At 58.8% G+C, this 19,881-nt stretch carries 17 protein-coding genes; 3 read left to right on the forward strand and 14 right to left on the reverse strand.

Annotated features, from left to right (window positions below; translation table 11 throughout):
• Positions 1-2 precede the first annotated feature (2 nt).
• The 3 genes from ACUZ79_RS03575 (at position 3) to ACUZ79_RS03585 (ending at position 5,605) form a co-directional block, all read left to right on the forward strand.
• A complete protein-coding gene (locus ACUZ79_RS03575; protein ID WP_449250724.1) occupies positions 3-3,209 on the forward strand; it encodes an efflux RND transporter permease subunit in 3,207 nt (1,068 codons plus the stop codon).
• Positions 3,206-4,747 (forward strand): efflux transporter outer membrane subunit, encoded by a 1,542-nt coding sequence (locus ACUZ79_RS03580; RefSeq protein WP_449250725.1) that lies wholly within the window; start codon positions 3,206-3,208, stop codon positions 4,745-4,747. Before ACUZ79_RS03575 ends, ACUZ79_RS03580 begins: the two co-directional genes overlap by 4 nt.
• A 174-nt stretch (positions 4,748-4,921) precedes the next feature.
• Positions 4,922-5,605, forward strand: a complete 684-nt coding sequence (locus tag ACUZ79_RS03585; protein WP_449250726.1) for a hypothetical protein — start codon at positions 4,922-4,924, stop codon at positions 5,603-5,605.
• Between the two features lie 86 nt (positions 5,606-5,691).
• Here the strand turns inward: ACUZ79_RS03585 and ACUZ79_RS03590 are convergent, their stop codons facing one another.
• The 14 genes from ACUZ79_RS03590 to ACUZ79_RS03655 all read right to left on the reverse strand — a co-directional run bounded on the left by ACUZ79_RS03590 (position 5,692) and on the right by ACUZ79_RS03655 (position 19,852).
• The gene (locus ACUZ79_RS03590; RefSeq protein ID WP_022657626.1) at positions 5,692-6,117 is read right to left on the reverse strand and encodes a hypothetical protein; all 426 of its coding nucleotides are present in this window, start codon (positions 6,115-6,117) and stop codon (positions 5,692-5,694) included.
• Entirely contained in the window at positions 6,114-6,431 is a 318-nt protein-coding gene (locus ACUZ79_RS03595; protein ID WP_240823602.1) for a hypothetical protein, read from the reverse strand. Before ACUZ79_RS03595 ends, ACUZ79_RS03590 begins: the two co-directional genes overlap by 4 nt.
• Before the next feature lie 134 nt (positions 6,432-6,565).
• On the reverse strand, positions 6,566-7,234 hold the full coding sequence (locus tag ACUZ79_RS03600) for a flagellar basal body-associated FliL family protein (protein WP_449250727.1): 669 nt from the start codon (positions 7,232-7,234) through the stop codon (positions 6,566-6,568).
• A gap of 292 nt (positions 7,235-7,526) precedes the next feature.
• Entirely contained in the window at positions 7,527-7,907 is a 381-nt protein-coding gene (locus ACUZ79_RS03605; protein ID WP_192112196.1) for a chemotaxis response regulator CheY, read from the reverse strand.
• A 77-nt stretch (positions 7,908-7,984) separates the two neighbouring features.
• Positions 7,985-8,764: a FliA/WhiG family RNA polymerase sigma factor gene (locus tag ACUZ79_RS03610; RefSeq protein ID WP_240823604.1), complete on the reverse strand. Its 780-nt coding sequence runs from the start codon at positions 8,762-8,764 to the stop codon at positions 7,985-7,987.
• Positions 8,765-8,934: 170 nt separating this feature from the next.
• The gene (locus tag ACUZ79_RS03615) at positions 8,935-9,747 is read right to left on the reverse strand and encodes a MinD/ParA family protein (protein WP_022657631.1); all 813 of its coding nucleotides are present in this window, start codon (positions 9,745-9,747) and stop codon (positions 8,935-8,937) included.
• 33 nt (positions 9,748-9,780) lie between these two features.
• Positions 9,781-10,824 (reverse strand): flagellar biosynthesis protein FlhF, encoded by a 1,044-nt coding sequence (locus ACUZ79_RS03620; RefSeq protein ID WP_449250728.1) that lies wholly within the window; start codon positions 10,822-10,824, stop codon positions 9,781-9,783.
• Positions 10,825-11,099: 275 nt separating this feature from the next.
• A complete protein-coding gene (gene flhA / locus ACUZ79_RS03625; protein ID WP_449250729.1) occupies positions 11,100-13,199 on the reverse strand; it encodes a flagellar biosynthesis protein FlhA in 2,100 nt (699 codons plus the stop codon).
• 83 nt (positions 13,200-13,282) lie between these two features.
• Positions 13,283-14,362 (reverse strand): flagellar biosynthesis protein FlhB, encoded by a 1,080-nt coding sequence (flhB, locus tag ACUZ79_RS03630; protein ID WP_449250730.1) that lies wholly within the window; start codon positions 14,360-14,362, stop codon positions 13,283-13,285.
• 166 nt (positions 14,363-14,528) lie between these two features.
• On the reverse strand, positions 14,529-15,260 hold the full coding sequence (locus tag ACUZ79_RS03635) for a prephenate dehydrogenase/arogenate dehydrogenase family protein (protein ID WP_449252160.1): 732 nt from the start codon (positions 15,258-15,260) through the stop codon (positions 14,529-14,531).
• A gap of 137 nt (positions 15,261-15,397) precedes the next feature.
• Positions 15,398-16,834 carry a 3-phosphoshikimate 1-carboxyvinyltransferase gene (locus ACUZ79_RS03640; RefSeq protein WP_449250731.1) on the reverse strand — a complete coding sequence of 479 codons (1,437 nt, stop codon included), beginning with the start codon at positions 16,832-16,834 and terminating at the stop codon, positions 15,398-15,400.
• Positions 16,831-18,063, reverse strand: coding sequence for a prephenate dehydratase (pheA, locus tag ACUZ79_RS03645; RefSeq protein ID WP_449250732.1), 1,233 nt, complete (start codon positions 18,061-18,063; stop codon positions 16,831-16,833). Before pheA ends, ACUZ79_RS03640 begins: the two co-directional genes overlap by 4 nt.
• A gap of 2 nt (positions 18,064-18,065) precedes the next feature.
• Positions 18,066-19,049 carry a 3-dehydroquinate synthase II family protein gene (locus ACUZ79_RS03650; protein ID WP_240823610.1) on the reverse strand — a complete coding sequence of 328 codons (984 nt, stop codon included), beginning with the start codon at positions 19,047-19,049 and terminating at the stop codon, positions 18,066-18,068.
• Between the two features lie 5 nt (positions 19,050-19,054).
• Complete coding sequence (locus tag ACUZ79_RS03655) at positions 19,055-19,852, reverse strand: 2-amino-3,7-dideoxy-D-threo-hept-6-ulosonate synthase (RefSeq protein ID WP_240823611.1); 798 nt, start codon at positions 19,850-19,852, stop codon at positions 19,055-19,057.
• Between the last annotated feature and the right edge of the window lie 29 nt (positions 19,853-19,881).

A 19,881-nucleotide genomic window follows, 5' to 3' on the forward strand; every position in this document is an offset into this window, starting at 1 on the left:
ATATGGCTGTTTCTACAAAGCCGAATTTCTTTTTGCGCAGGCCGGTTCTGTCGGCCGTTATCTCCATTGTCATAACTCTGGTGGGCGCGCTGGCCATGAAGGCCCTGCCCATCGCACAATACCCCGACCTTGTGCCGCCCACGGTCAACGTGAGCGTGTCGTATCCCGGCGCTTCAGCGGAAACCATTGCCTCCACGGTTCTGGCTCCCCTTGAAGTGAACATCAACGGTGTGGAAAACATGCTCTACATGACTTCCATTGCCGCTTCGGGTTCCGGTTCGGGCAACATCAACGTGTACTTCAAGCTGGGCAGTGATGCCAACATGGCCCTGGTCAACGTTAACAACAAGGTTAACCTGGCCCAGGCCACCTTGCCGGAAGATGTGCGCAGGCAGGGCGTCACGGTCGTCAAGCGTTCGCCCGCCATGTTGCAGGTGTTCTGTTACTATTCGCCCGACGGGCGCTATAGCGACGTGTTCATCCACAACTGGGCCCAGGTCAACGTTGTTGACGAACTCAAGCGCATCAACGGCGTGGGCGACTGCTCGCTTTTTGGCAGCATGGACTACTCCATGCGTATCTGGCTGCAACCGGACAAGCTCGCCAAGTACGGCATTACCACAAAGCAGGTAACTTCGGCCATTCAGGAGCAGAACTCGCAGTACGCCCCTGGACGTCTGGGTGACATGCCCACGGCCGACTCCACCCAGCTTACCTGGCAGATCGACACTCAGGGCCGCCTTGTAACGCCTGAAGAGTTTGGCGAAATCATCATCCGCACCGGGGATGACAGCGCCATGCTGCGGCTCAAGGATGTGGCGCGCATAGAACTGGGCGGCAAGGACTACAGCGTTCTTTCCAGCTACAACGGCATGGGTGCCCGCATGGGCGCCGTGTATCTGTTGCCGGGCGCCAACGCCATCGCCACCGGCGATATGGTAAAGGCCAAGCTGGAGGACATTGCCACGCGTATGCCAGATGGCTTGGCTTACACCCTGATGGTGGACAACAACGACTTTGTTATCGAATCCATCAAGGAAGTGGTGAGCACCCTGGTCGAAGCCATGATCCTGGTGTTCATCGTTGTGTACGTCTTTCTGCAAAACTGGCGCGCCACGCTTATTCCCTGCATTGCCGTACCTGTATCCATTATCGGCACGTTCGCGGGCCTGTACGCCTTTGGCTACACCATCAACACGCTTACGCTGTTTGCTCTGGTGCTCGCCATCGGTATCGTGGTGGACGATGCCATCGTTGTGCTTGAAAACGTTGAACGTATCATGAGTTCGGAGCATCTGCCGCCCAGGGAGGCGACAGCAAAGGCCATGAACGAAGTTACGGCCCCGGTTATCGCCATTGTGCTTGTGCTGTGCGCCGTGTTTATTCCTGTTTCGTTCATGGGCGGCCTTGCGGGGCAGATGTACAAGCAGTTTGCCATAACGATCTCGGTGTCTGTGGTGCTTTCGGGCATTGTGGCGCTGACGCTCACTCCGGCGCTCTGCGCTCTGCTGCTCAAGCCGCATGCCCATGACCACACGCCTGCCAAGGGCTTTGTGTGGTTCAACTATATGTTTGGTCGCATTACCCGCCGCTATGTAAACGCCGTACGTTTTGTCAAAGCCTCCGCCTGGCGTGCGCTGGCGCTTTGCGTGGTCATGGTTCTGTGCATCGTGGGGCTGTTCCGCGTGGTGCCTGGCGGCCTTGTGCCGGATGAAGACCAGGGCTATCTGCTTGGTCTGGCCATTCTGGACGACGGCGCGGCCCAGCCCCGCACCCGTGCGGTCAACAAGGTGCTTACCGACTTCATGCTCAAGAACCCTGCGGTCTTGAGCATTGGTACGCTCTCCGGTCTGGACATCACCTCCATGGCCTCCAAGAGTAACTACGGCACCTTCTTTGCCCTGCTTAAACCCTGGGGAGAACGCAAGGATCCCAAGGATGCAGCCAGCGTCATCGTGAACACCGTGGGCGCTGTAACCGTTATGCAGCCCGAGGCCTTTATCTTGGGCTTTACGCCGCCGCCCATCAGCGGCATGAGTAATACCGGTGGTTTTGAAGGCTATGTGCAGATGCGCGGCAGCGGCAGCCTCAAGGACATGGAAGACTCTGCCAACAAGCTGGTGCTTGAAGTGACCTCCAAAAATGCCGACGGCACGCCCAAGTACCCGGCAGTGGGCATGGTGCGCAACCTCTTCACTACTGGTTCGCCCCAGCTCTACGCTAACCTTGACCGCGAACGTTGCAAGGATATGGGCATCAGCATCGCCGATGTGTATTCGGCCATGAGCGCCACCTTCGGCAGTTCATACGTCAACGACTTCAATCTCATGGGCCGCACCTTCCAGGTCCGGCTTCAGGCTGAGTCTGAAACCCGCGTGCTGCCTGAAAGCCTCAACGACATATACGTGCCAAATAAAAATGGCGAGATGGTGCCACTTACGGCGGTGATGGCCCTTGAGCGCCGCACCGCACCCCAGGTTGTGGAACGCTACAACGTGTTCCCGGCAGCCCACATCATGGGTGCGCCCACGCCTGGGTATTCTTCGGGCCAGGCTCTCAGCGAAATGGAAAAAGCCGCTTCTGTGGTCTTGTCCTCTGATTATCAGCTGGGCTGGGTTGGTACCGCCCTTCAGGAAAAACTGGCAAGCGCCGACACCACAATCATCTTTGTGCTGGCGCTGGTCATGGTCTTCCTGATTCTTGCCGCGCAGTACGAATCGTGGTCCTTGCCGCTTTCAGTGCTCACAGCAGTGCCTTTTGGCGTGTTCGGAGCCTTGTTGGCTACCTGGGGGCGCGGGCTTTCCAACGACATCTACTTCCAGGTGGCACTTGTGACCCTGGTTGGTCTGGCGGCCAAAAACGCCATTCTTATCGTGGAATTCGCTGTCGAGGCCTGGCGCGCCGGGCGCAGCCTTGATGCGGCGGCCATCCACGCATCCAAGTTGCGTTTTAGGCCCATCGTGATGACCTCGCTTGCCTTTATCCTCGGCTGCGTGCCGTTGGCCATCAGCACGGGCGCGGGCGCAAACAGCCGCCACGCCATCGGCACGGCGGTCATCGGCGGCATGCTGGCGGCAACGTGCGTAGCCACGCTGTTTGTGCCGTTCTTCTTCAAGGCCATCATGCAACTCTCACTGAAACTGCAGGGCAAAACTGATCCCAATGCGGGCAGAGACCACCTTGCGGAAGACCAGGAGGACGACATATGAGCGCTTCCGGCAAGGCCCCGGGCATAATGCTCAAGACACCTGCATTGGTGCTGATGCTGGCCATGCTGCTTTCGGCATGCTCTCTTGCTCCGCACTATGACAGGCCGGAGCAGGAAATGCCCAAGCAGTGGCGGGCAGTGGATATGGGCTCAGTGCCCCTGCATACCGACTGGTGGAACAGGTTTAACGACCCTGTGCTGTCAGAACTGGTTGAAGAAGCGCTGAAGAACAACCAGGATCTGGCTGAATCCATGGCCAAGATCGAATCTGCCGCCGCTCAGGTTGGCGTAGGGACTGCCGCATTGATGCCCGTCATCAACGGTACCGGTTCCGCCGCCGCTCAGGGCGCATCTGAAAAGGCCGCCAACACGGTGCCTTTTGACCAGAGCAAGTTGTCGCGTTCTACCACAGCCTACCAGGGCGCGCTGAGCGCCTCCTGGGAACTGGATTTCTGGGGCAAGATCCGCAACCAGTACACCATGCTCAGCGATATCCTGATGAACACGGTCATTGGGCACGAAGCTCTGCGCCTCTCGGTGGCAGGGCAAACGGCTCAGGGCTACTTTGCCCTGCTGGCGCAGGACATGCAGCTTGATACGGCCCGCCGCACCCTGAAATCGCGTGAAGAATCCTTCCGGATTTATACTGCCCGCTACAAACAGGGTGATATAACCGAGCTTGACTGGCAGCGCGCCCGTGCAGAGGTGGAAACTGCCCGCGCCCAGGTGCACACCAGCACCGTGGCTGTGGACAAGGCCGAGGCCGGTCTGGCCGTGCTGCTTGGCCGTTCGCCCCGCGACATAATGGATCGGGCCATGAAACGTGGACGGGGCATCCACATGCTGCCCGCACCGCCTGTGCTGCCCGCTGGCCTGCCCTCTGACCTTCTGGAGCGGCGGCCTGACGTGCGCGCTGCAGAATTCAGCATCATGGCCTACAATGCCAATATCGGCGTTGCCCGCGCGCAGTTCTTCCCCTCCATTTCCCTCACGGGCATGCTGGGTTCCCTGAGCGCTTCCATGGGTAACCTCTTTACCGGCCCCGCTGGTACATGGAGCTATGGCGCAAGCGGCACCGTGCCCTTGCTGGATTTTGGCCGCAACTGGTATAACCTCAAGGATGCCGAAGCCCAGAAAAAGGCAGCCATCGCCGTGTATCGTAAAACCGTGCAGTCTGCCTTTGAAGACATCCGCACGTCGCTTACCTCGCAGCGCGAGGCCGACCATATCGTGCGCAGCATGCAGGTGCAGGTTGAAAGCCTGCGGCGTGCCGTGCAGATCGCCAGTCTGCAATACGACAACGGCTATACGGACTACCTGACGGTGCTGGACGCCGAGCGTCAGCTTTTTGCTGCCGAGTTGCAGTTGGCAACATCGTTGCGCGACAGGCTTGATAGCGTGGTCAGCGTGTGCATGGCCCTTGGCGGCGGCTGGCAAGACCCCGGCACAAGCCCCAGCTTCCCTGTGGTGAACACAGAAAAGCTGTTGCAGGAACAGGCTGGCGGGCGGGCAAGCGCGCCTGCGGCTAAATCCGAATAATACACGAACCGAAGCGGCAAGCTGCCGCTGTCTGATAAACAGTGGGGGAAGCGTCTGATGGCGCTTCCCCCACTGTGCGTTTGCGCCCATGGTCCCCGTATATGAGTATTGAAGCCAGTCCACCTCGTTTTCGGGGCTTTACAGAAGGGGCATGCCTGTCGTAAAGGGAAAAACATGGATAAAAAGTTACCCCTGATTTTCCTTTCTCTTTGCGTCGCGCTGGGCTTGTGCTGCTCTGCGCCGGATCTGGCATGCGCCAAGGAAAATCCGGCTCCGCCAGAACAGACCGACATAAGTGCCCCCCAGGTTGCCCCAAAAAGCTCCAGAGCCAAGCGTTCTGGCGAAAAAAAGGGGGACTCTGCCAAGGCAAACCGACGCGAAAGCAAGCAGAAGGAAAAGAACTCAAAGGGCATTCACGCGCCAGCGTGGGCGTTTGGCGGCGAGGCGCAGAGCCGAGATGCATGGCGGGAAGGCACAAGCTCCAACGATCTGCAAAAGCGGGCCGTGGGGGATGACGCGCCCAAGGGAAAATCAGTAAATACAACGGCCAGCATCAATTCTGCCCTCAAAGGGCCTCCAGCAAAAGAAGAACACAAAAGCGGCATGGCCGTGAGCGTTGGGCAGGAAGACTCCGCGTGGCGGAAGAAGGGACAGCATGAACTGGAGGCGGACGAAAACGTCCCCATGCAGAGCCGCCATGTTGTGCGGGCCTATGCGGATGTGGACGCAGGCGATGACCTGAGCATCAGGGTCGGGCCCGAGCTGATCCTCAAGGATGAGCAGCGCGAGCGCGCCAATGCCAACAAGCAGCCGGAATCTGCCCTGGGGCTGGGCATGCAGTTCAAGCTTGACTTCTAGCTTGGTCGCCGGAGTGAGCGCCTGTTTGTTTGGGAATGTGGGCTTGCATCAGGAATAGCTGCCCGCAGCTACAGGGCCGGATGGCGTTACTGGACGTTCTGCGCGAGGATAAGATCCACCTCATCCACGCTGAGGCCAGCGTTTTTGGCGATCTGCCGGCTGTTCAGACCTTTGCGGTGTCCATTCAAAATCAGTTCCCGCAAAAACTGGGGGGAGCGGCTGATGCCCTCTGCCTGTTCCAGCAAGCGGCGCAGTTCATGCGTGCGCGCCTCAAGCTTCTCATCCAGATTCCGCAATTCCGCCTGCCGCTGGGCAAACGTAGCCACGATTTCCTTTTCCAGCCGAGCGTTCATTTCTATGCGCGCCAGCAGGCTGTCCTGATTGCCCTGCAATGCGTTGAGCAGCGCTTCTGACCGGCGCAAGCGCAGATAAAAAACAAGCACACCACCAAGTATGGCAAGCTCGAAGAGGGAAAAGAGCATGATAAGTGCGTAAAGCAGGGTGTCGTTCATACTTTTATGTTCAAGAGGTTGCCCACAAGCGGGGATGAAGTTTCACCCGATGGGGTTTCCGGTTCAGGGGGGGGCCGCCGCCTTCTGCGGCTGCCAAAATGGGGAGCGCCCTGGTGATCGGCATCCGGGGTCAGCGCCGTCTGGTTTCCGGGTTCTGTGCGCGTTACCTGTTGCTGCTCCTGCTTTGCCATGGCGGCGGCAAGAACGCGCGACATGGCAGCCGATGCCTGCGGGGCGACAGCAGCGGCATTGCTTACGGATGTGGCCAGGCTGGTCTGGGCATACAGCACGGCCATGGTGGCGTCAACGCTCATGGAGGCCTCCTGTTGCCGGATTCGGGGGCCCGTACGACCATTCAGAGGGTCGCGTATGCAGCAGCAAATATGTCTTGAGCAGCGCTACAGGCGCTGGCGTCTGCGGGCTTCACTGCCCGCCAGAAGCTGCTGTGCTATTCGTTCAGGTAGCTTTCAAACAAAATGTCATCAATGCGACCCTGCGTCAGGTAATCGTTCAGCACGCCGCTGAGGTCTTTCTTAATGGTGGCCGTATTGGCTGGATTCAGCAAAAACTCGTCCGACTTGCTGCTCAGGTAATAATACAGGGCATCGCGTAGGGGAATGAGCTTGTGGTCAATCTCCATGCCCACCCTGGGGCTTTGACTGACTGTTGAAAATTTGCAGATTAAAAAGCGCGCGCCAGTGGCTGTTTGTCGGGGGATAACAAAGGGCGCCAGTTCTTTGACGCTGTCAGGCTGGGCAGTGGGCGTTTTTGCAGAAGGCACTACGATCACCTCTGGCTTGATTGGCTCTTGAGGCGGCGGCGGGGGAGTGCGCAGTACAAACCACCAGATTGCAGCGCCTGCCACCAGCAGCACGAGCAGGCCAGCAGCGGCAGCAATGATCAGCAGCTTTTTTTTCTTCTTGGGTTGTTCGGCCCCTTCTTCGGCTACCTGAAGTGGGGCTTCCTCTGTTTTGGCCGGGGGAGGAGGCGCCTGTTCCACAAGGAACGGGGCATCGTCAAGATCAAGTTCGACCTTGCGCAGGCTTGTATCCTGGCTGACCGCAACCTGAAGTTCATCCTTGACGGGGGCGTCTTTCAAATCCTGCTTTTCAGCCACGCGCCTCTCCTGACAATCACGGCCTGTTCATCTGTTCCATGCCGTGACCAACACTATACTACCGCAACCACTAAGAACAAAAAACCCGCCCCGAACCAGGAGAGCGCGTACAGCGCTGACCCCGGCCAGGAGCGGGCCGTCAAAGCCAGGGAAATCTTGGCGCTGTGCCCAAAGGGCAGGTCGCCTGGGAAAAGGCTGGCTGCCTTGCGTAGATACTTGTATATATCCGCGCCACGCATGATTGCCGGGCGAATGCATACCGCCACTGGCAAGTATTTTAACGTGTAATACTCTAGGGGAAAATCTTGTCGATTTTCTGCTTCATCGTGTCCGCCGTGAAAGGCTTGACGATATAGTTGGAAACTTTGGCCTGTACCGCTTCAATGATGTTTTCCTGCTGGGCTTCAGCAGTAACCATCAGAAAGGGGATGTTGGCAAACTGCTCGCTTGAGCGAACCTTGCGGAGCAGGTCAATGCCTGTCATCTGGGGCATGTTCCAGTCAGAAACGATAAAGTCGATCTTTTCGCGGTTCAGAACTTCCCATGCCGAGGTGCCGTCATCGGCTTCCACCACGTTCTGAAAACCAAGCTGGCGCAGAATGTTGCGCACAATACGGCGCATGGTGGAAAAATCGTCAACCACAAGAACTCGCATATTCGGATTGTAAGGCATGAGAAGAACTCCTTGAAGCGCCGTCAATATCGGTTTGCAACAGACGTTGCAGCCGTGCGCCACTGTCTGTTGTAAGCTTATATTTCAGTGCCTTCGCCGTAGAGATTATGAAATTCCTTGCGAAGGCGGCTCAGGGCCTGTGAATGTAATTGTGAAACCCTGCCTTCGGTGATGCCCATGACTTCGGCAGTTTCACGCATATTCAACTCATCAGTGTAATATAGCGAGAGTACCAACTTTTCTCTTGGCGTCAAGCGGTCGATCAGCGGCGCCACGCGCTCCACAAGCTCTTGCAGGGCAGTGCTGCGGAAGGGTTCTCCGCCTTCGGGGCCTTCGCCCGAGAGCGTGTCCTGAATGGCGTCAAGTGAAATCCAGAGCTGGTTTTGCAGGGCCTCAAGCCCCTGCCGCACATCGCGCATGTCGAGGCCGGTGATCTTTTGCAGCTCGTCCTCGGTGGCCTGCCGGCCTTGCTCGTGCTCAACCTTGCGCATGGCTTCATCAAGCACCCGCACACGCTGACGCAAGGACCGGGGAAACCAGTCAAGTCGGCGCAATTCATCAAGCATGGCTCCCTTGATGCGGCTTTCGGCATACGTTTCAAAGCGGATGCCGAGCTGCGGCCTGAACTTGCCCAAGGCTTCCATGAGGCCCAGGGTGCCGGAGCTGATCAGCTCCCCCAGTTCTATGCTGCGTGGCAACTTGGCTTTGAGCCGCAAAGCGAGAAAGCGTATCTTGGGCGCATAGTGACGCACCACGGATTCCTGCTCTGCCGGTGAAAAGCTCTCCCAAGGGGTTGCCCCGGTTTCGAGCGCTTCCCAGGGGCAGGGAGCTTGCGCTTGCGCTGTGCCGGTCTTCATGTTGGTTTCCTTCGGATTTGCCTCTTCTACCCCGTGGCATCTGGATGCCTGTTATGCCTCGCTCCACCTGCCCGCCAAGGCTGGTTGCGCTGCTTTTTTGACACGTTGAGGTTATGGAACGTTGTTTCTGTCGCCAAAGGCTTTTCAGGCCCGAAATCCCATCTGCAATGCTAGCGGAACAGCAGTTTTTTCCAGAAAAACTTGATGTTGCCGTCGAGGTTTTCGGGGGCTTCCCATGCGCTGATGTTCTTGGCCAGCGACATGGTGGCCTTTGCCGCCGGGCTTTGCGGTTCGCTTATGCAATAGGGCAACTGCTGCACCACGGCCTTGCGCACACCGGTATCGCGCGGGATAACGCCCACGAGTTCCAGGGAGACGCCACTGAGAAAATGGTCGCAGGCCTGATGCAGACGTACAAACATGTCCTTAGCCGTCTTGAGGTCAGGGGCCATATTGACGCACACCTTGAAGCGTTCAACGCCATGATTGTTCTTCAGCACCTTGATAAGGGCATAGGCGTCAGTGAGCGAAGTCGGTTCCGGTGTAAGCACTACCAGGCGTTCTTGCGCTGCCATGTTGAAATAGAGCACGTTGTCGCTGATGCCTGCACCTGTGTCCACGATGAGGTAGTCAAGCCCGTCTTCCATTTCGTCTACGGCTTCAAGCAGTTCAAGCTTCTGCCCAGTGGAAAGGGTGAGCATTTCGCTCATGCCGGAAGAAGCAGGCAGGATGGAAAAGCCGTAAGGCGTGGGAAAGAGTATGTCCGAAATGGTGGCCCCTTCGTGGAACAGATGAAAAATATTCTTCTGCGGGGTCAGACCAAGCACCACGTCTACGTTGGCCAGGCCGAGGTCGGCGTCAATAAGCACCACCTGCTTGCCCAGCTGCGCGAGGCAAATGGCGAGATTGACCGAGATATTGGTCTTGCCTACGCCGCCCTTGCCTGAGGTGACGGAAAAAACCAGAGGGAAAGTGCCGCTCATCTGTCTGCTCCACATGTTATGGCTCATGCCGCGCTAGGCGGCCTGGCCGGGAAGTTGCCTTTTGAAAATAAGACGCCAGACCAGCGGCTCGGTGGCCGGGGCAAGGCTTTCCTTGAGTTCCGCGCCGAACGACAGTGCTGAAACCGGCAATCCGGCAGCGCAGGCCACATTCACAATATTGCCGAAGCTTACGGCTTCGTCCAGCTTGGTCCATACAAGGGAGCCAGGCCCTTCAAATTTGTATCTTTGCAAAAACGCCTGTGTTTGCAGTGCGTCAAAAAATGGCGAAAGCGTAAGGTGCGTAGCAGCTTCCACAGTGTCCAGGCCCATGTCGGCCCGCCAGTGGGCAAGATTGCCGTTGCGGTCAAGGCCGGGAACATCAATGAATACGGCGCGGGCCTCGCGGGTGGCGGCCAGGGCAAGTTCCATGGCGGCTTTGTCCGGCGCTTCCATATACGTAAAATTGGAAAGTTCCGCCCAGTGGCGCAAAATCAGTCTGCCGTTGCCGCGCAGGCAGTCGGCGTTGATAAAGGCAATGCACGCTTCTGGCTCGTGTTTGCGCAGGTGCAGTGCAAAGCGCAGGGCCGTTGTGGTTTTACCAAAACCGAAAGGCCCGGCCATCAGGTGGATGCGCTGCCGCCACTGTTCCGCGCCCCAGGCCTTGATCGGCACCATGCCGCAGAGGCATTCAAGCACAGAGGCTCCGGGTTCGGCCAGCAAACGCTGATAAAGGTCAACCGCCACAGAGTCAGAAACACCTTCGCGCTGCAAATATTCCAGAGCAACACGCTGGCGGGGCGTGAGGCGTTCAAGCTGAATGGCCGGCTTCATCAAGGCAAAGATCTGATCCTTGAGATGCATCCATTCCTTGTGCCATTCGCCCCAACCTGCAGGCGCGCCTGCGGCTTGCGCTGCTTCGGTCTTGGGGCGCTCGATCCCGGCAGTTATTTCATGGCAGACGGCACCGTTCTTGCGATAGGTGCGGTTGCCCAGGATAACGGCGTCAGGCCCCATCTCGGCCTTGATTCTGGCCAGAATTTCCTGTGATGTGGCCCCTGTGAACGTCTTTACCTGCATGGCCCATTCCTTTGCCTAACGGTTCAATATCGCCCAGCGGCGCATCAGTGCCGTTTGTTTGACGACAGACCAGTATCTGCAAATTCGGGGCCAACTTTTTGGGCAGTATTGGCCCATGCGGTAACAGTCACATGAACGCAGCTTTCGTCATAGACAATACTAGCTGGTGGAAAAGTAAAAGGCAACGAATCCTGATAGCTGAAGCGTAATATAAAAAATAAAGCGGCGCTCTGACTCAAGGGTCGGAGCGCCGCGTAACGTTGAGCCAGACCGGATTAGTCGGCGCTGACCACGCCCACCGATTGCAGCCGGATGTCGGGCGGAATCTCCGCCTGCGAGATGACCGGCACCGTGGGGAGAAAGCGCGTGACAATCTGGGCCAGATGCGGGCGGATGATAGGTGTCACCAGCAGCACCGGCTGGGCATCGGTATTCACCGCATTGTCGGCAGCCGTGCTGATATTGTTCACCAGCCGCTGGGCCACAGCCGGATTCATGGAGAGGAAGGTCACGCCGTTGTCGGCATGGCGAATGCCTTCCTGCACCAGGCGCTCGGCATTGGGCGCAAGGGTCAACACTGAAAGCGTTCCCTGGCTGTCCAGATAGGGCCGCACAATGGCGCGGGAGAGTTTTTCGCGCACATATTCTGCCAGCGTGTCGGGATTTTTGACGCTTGAGCCAAAGTCGCCCAGAGTTTCCACAATGGTGAGCATGTCGCGTATGCTGACGCTTTCGCGCACCAGCAGTTGCAGCACTTTCTGCACCACGCCAAGGGGCAGCACGTTGGGCACCAGGTCTTCCACTGCCTTGGGCGAATGCTTGGCGACCGTGTCCAGCAGCCCCTGCACGCCCTGGCGGTCAAGAAAGTCGGCCAGCTGACGCTTGAACACTTCCGTCAGATGCGTGGCGATAACCGTTGCCGGGTCAACCACCGTGTAGCCCGCAAGCATGGCCTCCTCGCGCTGACTGTCTGGAATCCACAGGGCAGGCAGGTTAAAGGCAGGCTCGCGCGTTTCAATGCCGCTGATCTTGGTGGTCACGTTGCCGGGATCCATGGCCAGAAAGTGATCGACCAGAATTTCTGCCGAAGCCACCTGATTGCCCTTGATAAGCAGGGCATACTGGCCGGGCTTGAGCTGCAGGTTATCGCGCAGGTGCAACGAGGGAATGACCACGCCCATGTCCAGCGCAAACTGTCGGCGTATGGAGCGGATGCGGGCCAGCAGGTTGCCGCTCTGTTCTTCGTCCACCAGGGGGATGAGGCCGTAGCCCACTTCAAGCTCAAGTGTATCAAGGGGCAACAGGGCCTGTACCTCTTCCGGCGTATCGGCGGTGCCGGAACCGCTTTTCTTTTTCTTGTCTGCCTTGGCCTTGTTGGCGGCCTCCTGATCCTTGTTTTCCGTGAGGCGGCTCACCACAAAGATGAGGATGGATATGCAGAGGAAGGGGATGGTCGGCAGGCCGGGAACCAGCGCAAACAGCAGCAGCACGCCCGAGACCATCTTGAGCGCACGGCTGTTGAAGGTAAGCTGGGCCAGAAATTCTTCGCCCATCTTGGCTTCGGAGGCGGCGCGCGAAACCAACAGGCCAGTGCCTGTGGAAACAATAATGGAAGGTATGGTGGAAACCAGGCCGTCACCGATGGTCAGCAGAGAATAGGTGGTGAGGGCTGTGTTCCAGTCCATATCCTTCTGGACCATACCAATGATGATGCCGCCCACAAGGTTCACCAGGGTGATGAACATGCCTGCGTTCACGTCGCCTGAAACAAATTTGCAGGCACCGTCCATGGCGCCGTAAAAATCTGCTTCCTTGCGCAGCCCTGCGCGGCGGGCATTGGCCTGTTCTTCATCCAGCAAACCAGCGTTGAGGTCGGCTTCAATGGCCATCTGCTTGCCGGGCATGGCGTCCAAGGTGAAGCGGGCCGCCACTTCTGCAATACGCGAAGTACCAGCGGTGATAACGGTCTTGTTCAGAATGAACAGGATCATAAAGATAACGGCGCCCACAACGTAACTGCCGCCCACAACAAACTGGCCGAACGCTCGGATGACTTCGCCAGCGGCGTTTGCGCCCATATTGCCGTTGAGCAGAATAAGGCGGGTGGACGCAACGTTGAGCGCCAGCCGCAGAAGGGTTGTGACCAGCAGCAGCGAAGGAAAGATGGTAAATTCCAGCGGCGAGGTCATGAACATTGTGGTTATAAGCACCAGCAGTGAAATGGAAATACTGATGCAGAGCATGAAATCGAGAAAAAACGTGGGCAGAGGCACCAGCATGACAAACAGGATGGTGACCACACCGGCTGCAAGAAATATTTCGCCGTTTTTTGAAAATCGAGCGTAATCAAGCTGGGGGATTACTACGGCAGCCATTTTTATGACACCTCTCTGCGTTGGTTCCCGAAAGCGGGTTTACCCTGGTACGTATGGACAAAATGGAAAATTTTCTTGCCTTTCTAGGGCGTTGCCGCCTTGGGCTTGAGCTTCCAGATGCTGGCCAGCACAGCAGCCACCGCTTTGTAAAGCTCTTCGGGAATCATGTCGCCCACCTCTGTGGACTTATACAAAGCCCGTGCCAGAGGTACGTTTTCGCGAATGGGAATCCGGTTTTCGCGGGCTACTTCCTTGATTTTTTCGGCCAGATGGTCTGCGCCCTTGGCAAGCACGATGGGCGCGGGAGCTTCCGAGGTATTATAGCTCAGGGCCACGGCTATGTGCGTGGGGTTTGTGACCACCACATCCGCCTTGGGCACGTCGGCAAGCATGCGCTTGCTCATCATTTCCATCATTTTTCTGCGCTGCTGCCCCTTGACCACGGGGTCGCCTTCAGCCTGCTTCTGCTCGTCCTTCACTTCCGACTTGGTCATTTTCATGCCTTCGTTATAGGCATAGCGCGACTGCCATACGTCAAAAATGGCAATGGCAATAATTGGCAGCAGCGCGTAGCAGGTCAGCTTGAAAGCCATTTGCAGCATGTAGGTCGCCACGCCCTCGGTGCTGGCGTAGTACATGGGCAGAAAATTCTGATGTTCCTTGAAGATGATCCAGCCGGGGATGATGCCGAGAACAAGAGAAAACAGCAGGCTCTTGATAGTGCGCAGGGCTGTTTGCGGCGATGCCAGCATCTGCTTGAGGCCCTGGATTATGTTGAAGCGCTTCAATGTGGGGCGTATCGCCTTGGTTGTCCAGAGTTTTCCCACCTGTAGGCGTTGCGCCAGGAAGGCCAGAAAGCCCAGAGTCAGCAGGATGGGCATGATCATACGGGCAATTTCAAGCGTGACGTCAATGCTGAGGCTGTATACGTTTTCAGGGTTGGGATCGAACTCCCACGAGTGGCTGAGAAAGTGGCGGAACAGGCGCTTGATGTCGTCGGCCATGGGGCCAATCCAGGCATAGAGAATACACAAGCCCCCAAGCAGGCTCACGGCCTTGCCCAGTTCTGGCGCTTTGGGAACATTGCCCTCCTCACGCTGCTTGCTGACGCGTTTTGGAGTGGCTTTTTCTGTTCTGCTTGGATCTTCCTGCGAACCGAACATGCTCTTACCGCCCTGGTTTGGTTGGCGCTGTTAAGCGCGTTGCCCAGACAATAGCAAAAAATATGCCCGTCAGAGAAATGGCGGGCATATCAGATCAGGGCGCAACGCTCATTGGGCGCATGGAGTTTCCTCCGCATGTGCGTCATTTGTTGCGAGCTGTTTGAAGTCAGTGCGTTTGTTGATCCTCTTCTTCCTGCCACCACCAGCGGGCACGCTGGCTGAGCAGGTCAATATCGCCAGCGGCGGCGAGGTTGAGCATCTGTCGGTATTGGCGCACAGCTTCGTAGCTGTAGGGATTGGCTTCAAACAGGCCAGCGAACATGCGCGCGTCTTCTGTCAGCATTTTTCGGGCAGCGTTCTGGCGGCGGCGGAATGAAGGCGTAAGAAAGGGCAGCAGGTCCTCATGCTCCGCCAGCAGGGCGAAGTACGCCAGGCTGGTGATGAAGTTCATATTCTGGATGCTGGCCATGGCCTTGTCGTGTTTTTCGGCCGTGGTGCAGAAAACACGGCAGCCAAGGGCTGTAAAAAAGCCCGAGGCCAGTTCCACATGAATTTGCCCCGCATGGCCCCCCGGCACAATAGCTACGGGCTGGTCTGCCTGCGGATCCGGCTTGGGGCCAAAGAGGGGATGCGTGCCCACCACTGGCCCGGCCCAGACCTTCTCCATCTGTTGCAGCGGAATTTCCTTTACGGAGGTGATGTCCGCCAGCACAGCCCCAGGGAGCAGATGCGGGCAGACCGTAGCAATAACCTCGCTGAACACAGCGGCAGGAACGCAAATGATGGCCAGTTCGGCCCCCTCGCAGGCGGGAGCCAGAACTTCGGGCGTCAGGGGCACGTCCACGCCCGCCACGTTCAGCCCTGCCGACTTGGCGCGAGCCAGCAGCATGGCGCCCATGCGGCCAGTGGAGCCAACAATGACGGTTTTTACGGGATTGCGCGGGCAGAAGCCGGTAAAACCGTCAAATCCATCCTCCGCAGCGGATTCCCCGCCGTTATGGGCGGCAGGAGTGCCGTTACTGCCTTGATTGCCGTTCATGCCAGTTGCTCCCAGATATTCCAGAATTGCGGAAAGGATTTGCGCACCACCAGCGGGTCGTCCAGCAGGGCGCGCACATTTGTTTCAGGCTGGCGCAGTCCCAGCAGGGCCAGAGACATGGCGATGCGGTGGTCGTTGTGGGCCGAGAGGGAAACTCCTTCGGGCAAACGCGGACAATCCGGTTTGCCGTTGCCGCGTCCGGCCAGGCCGTGAATGAGCATGCCATCGGAAAGCTGGTCAATGACCACGCCAGCCTTGGCAAGCTCCTGCGCCGGGGCGCTGATGCGGTCCGACTCTTTATAACGCAGATGGGCCACATTGCTGATGCGCGTGGAACCCTGCGCAAAGGCGGCCAGCACAGCTACCGTGGGCACGAGGTCGGGGCAGTCGCCCATGTCCAGCTCCACGCCATGAAGGGCGGAGGGGTACACGGTGACGGAATCTTCCGTCATGGTCATGCGCGCGCCCATGCGCTGCAAAATGCCCAGCATGGCGCGGTCGCCCTGCAGGGAATCCGTGCGCAGACCTTCAACCCTCACAGGCTTGAGGCCCAGTGCGCCAGCGGCCAGCAGATAGGACGCGCCAGACCAGTCGCCTTCAACAGTGTAGTTGCCCGCGCGGTACGCGCCGGGATGGACTGTCACACGCAGGCAGCCGGGATGCGCGGCCTTGAGTTCGCGCCATGCGCCAGGAGGCAGCATTTCCCATGGAGCATCGGCCTCGTCGCGGGTTTCCACGTCAAAGCGGATGCCGTAGTCGGTCAGGCATTGCAGGGTCAGCCCCACATAGGGCCAGGATACAGCTTTCTGCCCGCCAAGCGTTACTGACAAAGGCGCAGGTCCCATGGGGGCCGCCAGCAACAGGCCTGAAAAATACTGGCTCGAAATATCCATGCCCAGGGTCACCTCGCCCCCACACAGGGCAGGGTTGAGGCCCTTGGAGTGCAGCACCAGAGGCGGGCAGTCGGGCTTGCCTTCAAAGGTGGCGGCAAGCCCCAGCTTTTTGAGTGCGTCCGTCAGTTCTGCAATGGGCCTTTCGTGCATGCGCGGCGCGCCGTGTATGCGAAATTCGCCCTCGCCAGCGGCCAGCACGGCGGTGAGCAGGCGGCATGTGGTGCCGGATTCTTCCACATCACAGGAAAGGGGCGCACCCTCCGCGCCGCCGAGCGGCTTGCCGCCCATGCCCGTCACGCGCCACGCGCCGGAGGCCTGGGTGCTTTCAGGCAGGGTTTCCATGCTCGCCCCGGCCCCGCACAGGATGGCGCGGGTGCGTTCGAGGTCGCGGCTTTCAAGGGTATGCCGCACTGTGGAAACTCCCTGAGCCAGCGCCGCGCCAATAAGGTAGCGGTGCGAAACAGATTTGGAAGCGGGTGCGGTAACGCTTGCCGTGGCCTGCTTTTCGGCCTCGGTGATGATAATGGTGCTCTGGCTCATGAGGCTGGCTGCTCCGGTGTTTCCGAGTGGAGGTCAAGACGGTCCAGTTGCGGCCCTGTGGGGTAGCTGCCCAGTATGCGGAAGCTGGTACAGACTTCGTGCAGTTTTTCCAGCAGGGGGGCGTAGCGGGGATCTTCGAGATCGCTTTCCACATCGGCAAAAAATACATATTTCCAGCGCTGACCGCGCAGGGGGCGCGATTCCAGCTTGCGCATGTTGATTCCATTGCTTGCCAGTAGGTCAAGCACGCTTGAGAGCGCGCCAGCCTTGTCTGCCGTAGTGAACAGCAACGAGGTTTTGTCCGCGCCGGTATGGCCGGGCTGGGGGCCGCCCGTGCGGCTGCCCGAGCGCGCATCGCCGGGGCCGATGATCACAAAGCGCGTCCAGTTGCCGGGTTCATCCTCAATGCGGCGGGCCAGAACAGCAATGCCCATGAGGTCGGCCAGCTTGCCGTGGCCGATGGCTGCCGCGTCTTCCTTGCCAGCGGCATACTGCGCGGCGGCAGCGGTGGATTCCACCGGCACAAGGCCAGCGCCGGGCAGATGGGCGCGCAGCCACGCGCCGCACTGGGCCAGGGGCTGGGGGTGGGAATACACGGTGCGCACGGCGGCCAGCGAAGGCGCGTTGCTCAGCAGACAGTGCGAAATGCGCGAGAACAGCTCGGCCTGAATATGCACATCGTACTTGAGGAACAGGTCAAAGCTCACCCCCACGGTTCCCTGAAGGGAATTTTCCAGCGGCACCACGCCGAGCTCGCACTGACCGGAAGCCACTTCCTGAAAGACCTGCGTGATATCGTTGCAGGGGCGGAACTGGGCGGCATGGCCCAGATACTCCACGCCCGCAAAGTAGGAAAACGTGCCTTCCGGGCCGAGATAGGCCACATTCTGGGGTCGCTGCAAGGAGCGGGAAGAAGAAAATATTTCGCGCCAGATGGCCCGCAGATGCTCCTCCGGCAAGGGCCCGGGGTTGCGCGTTGCCAGACTGTCCAGCACTTCCTTTTCCCGCAGGGGCTTGAAGATAATGCCCGGCACATCTGCCTTGATGCGTCCCACTTCGAGGCTCAGGGCCGCCCGCTGGTTAAAGAGCGTGAGCAGATCCTGATCCACGGCGTCAATCTCGTGTCGGATGGCGGCAAGGCGCGCGCCCGCCTCATCAGGAGAGGCTGCCTGACGGTCTGCTGCGGCTGCGGGGTGGCCTTTGGGCCAGTGGCTGTTGCTGTCGTCCATGCTTATATCTCCCGGATGTCTTCGCGGATGCGCATGCCAAAATGGCGACCAGCTTCGTCCAGGCGGCACAGCACAGTATCGCCTGGTTTCAGGCTCACCACGCTCACCGGCTCGCCGCCGGGGGTGGTCAGGCGGATGGTTTCAGCATTTTGCAAAAATACCGCTCCGGTTTTAACGCCGTCTTCGGTGGTAACCTGGGCTTCAACCAACAGCATGGGGCGCACTTCAATCTTGACCCTGCCAAGGGTGGCAAGGCTTGTTTCGCCGTTGGCGTCCACGATCAGCACTTCCTGCCCCGCCTTGAATTCGCCAAGATAGGTGGTTTTGTCGCCGGGCAGGCGCACGTAGGCATGCACGGCCCCCGCATTGACCCTGAAGGGGCGGGCGGCAACATATTCGTTGCGTTCGGTTTCCGCATGCACAAGAAAGGTAAAGGCGCTGGAATTGCCCACCAGCATGCCCTGGCCCTTGCGCAGGATGGAGAGCGTGTCTGCGCAGACGCGGTGCCCGAGACCCACGGATTCCACGCGGGTGATCACGGCGGGCAGCAGTTCTTCATGCCCCTGCGCGAGCTTGCACTGGCTGACAATGGTCTTGAGATCGGCCACGGCCTCTCTGGATACAACAATGCCCGCCACACCGCGTTCCAAAATTCCTGCGGCAAGGCGGGCCTCGTCCAGCGTAGCGGCCTCAGCCAGAACGCTGTCGCTCTGGGCCAGAAGGTTTTCCACAGGTATTACCTCCCAGCCGCGAGCGAGAACCACACGCTCGCCCTTGTGCAGCCGTTCGAGCACGGCTTCTTCGTCTGCCTTGACGTTGAGCGCCACCATGGCGGTATCCTCGGCAGCCAACACAGGGCAGCGCGAAAGACCGGAAACTTCTTCCACATGCTTGCGCGGCACAATAACGCCGTCCACGCCGGATTCCAGCGCCAGAGTCACATCGCCCTTGTCAAAGGGAACGCAGTTGAAATAGATGCGGGACATGCGGCTTACTCTCCTACAATTTCCATGGCCTGATCCACGGAAGCGTTGTCGTGTACAATGGCGCGCAGGGCCTTGACCAGGGCAACGCGGTTGGGATGCTGGAATACGTTGCGGCCCACGGAAATGCCCGCGCCGCCTGCACTCAGTGAATCCTGAACCATCTGGAGGATCTGGCGGGTAGAATCCATGCGCTCGCCACCGGCGATAACCACGGGCACGCAGCAGGCGGCCACGACTTCAGAGAAGCTTTCCGCATCGCCGGTATAGGGCACCTTGACGATGTCCGCGCCCAGCTCGACACCCACGCGAGCGCAATGGGCAACCACATCCTTGGCGTAGCCGTTCTGAATCTGCGGGCCGCGCGCGTACATCATGGCCAGCAGCGGAATGCCCCAGTTGTCGCACGATTCGGCCACCCGGCCCAGATCGGCCAGCATGAGGCGTTCATTGGGGTCGCCCAGATTGACGTGCACCGAAACGCAGTCCGCGCCGTGCTTGATGGCTTCTTCAACCGTGCCAACGAGGGTTTTGGTGTTGCCGAGGGGCGAAAGAGCGGTGGAGGCGGAGAGGTGGATGATGAGGCCGATGTCGCTGCCCGCGTTGCGGTGTCCGCAACGCACAAGGCCCTTGTGCATGAGCACTGCGTCTGCGCCGCCTGTGGCCATGTCGTTGACGGTGTCGCGCATGTCCACCAATCCTTCAACCGCGCCGATGGTCACTCCGTGATCCATGGGAACAATGATGGTACGGCCATTTGTGCGGTTGATGATGCGTTCCAGGCGGATTTTTTTTCCAAGGTACATGGGCTCGCTCCTTTCAGTCTGCTGCTTTA

The sequence above is a fragment of the Desulfovibrio faecalis genome, assembly GCF_053570625.1.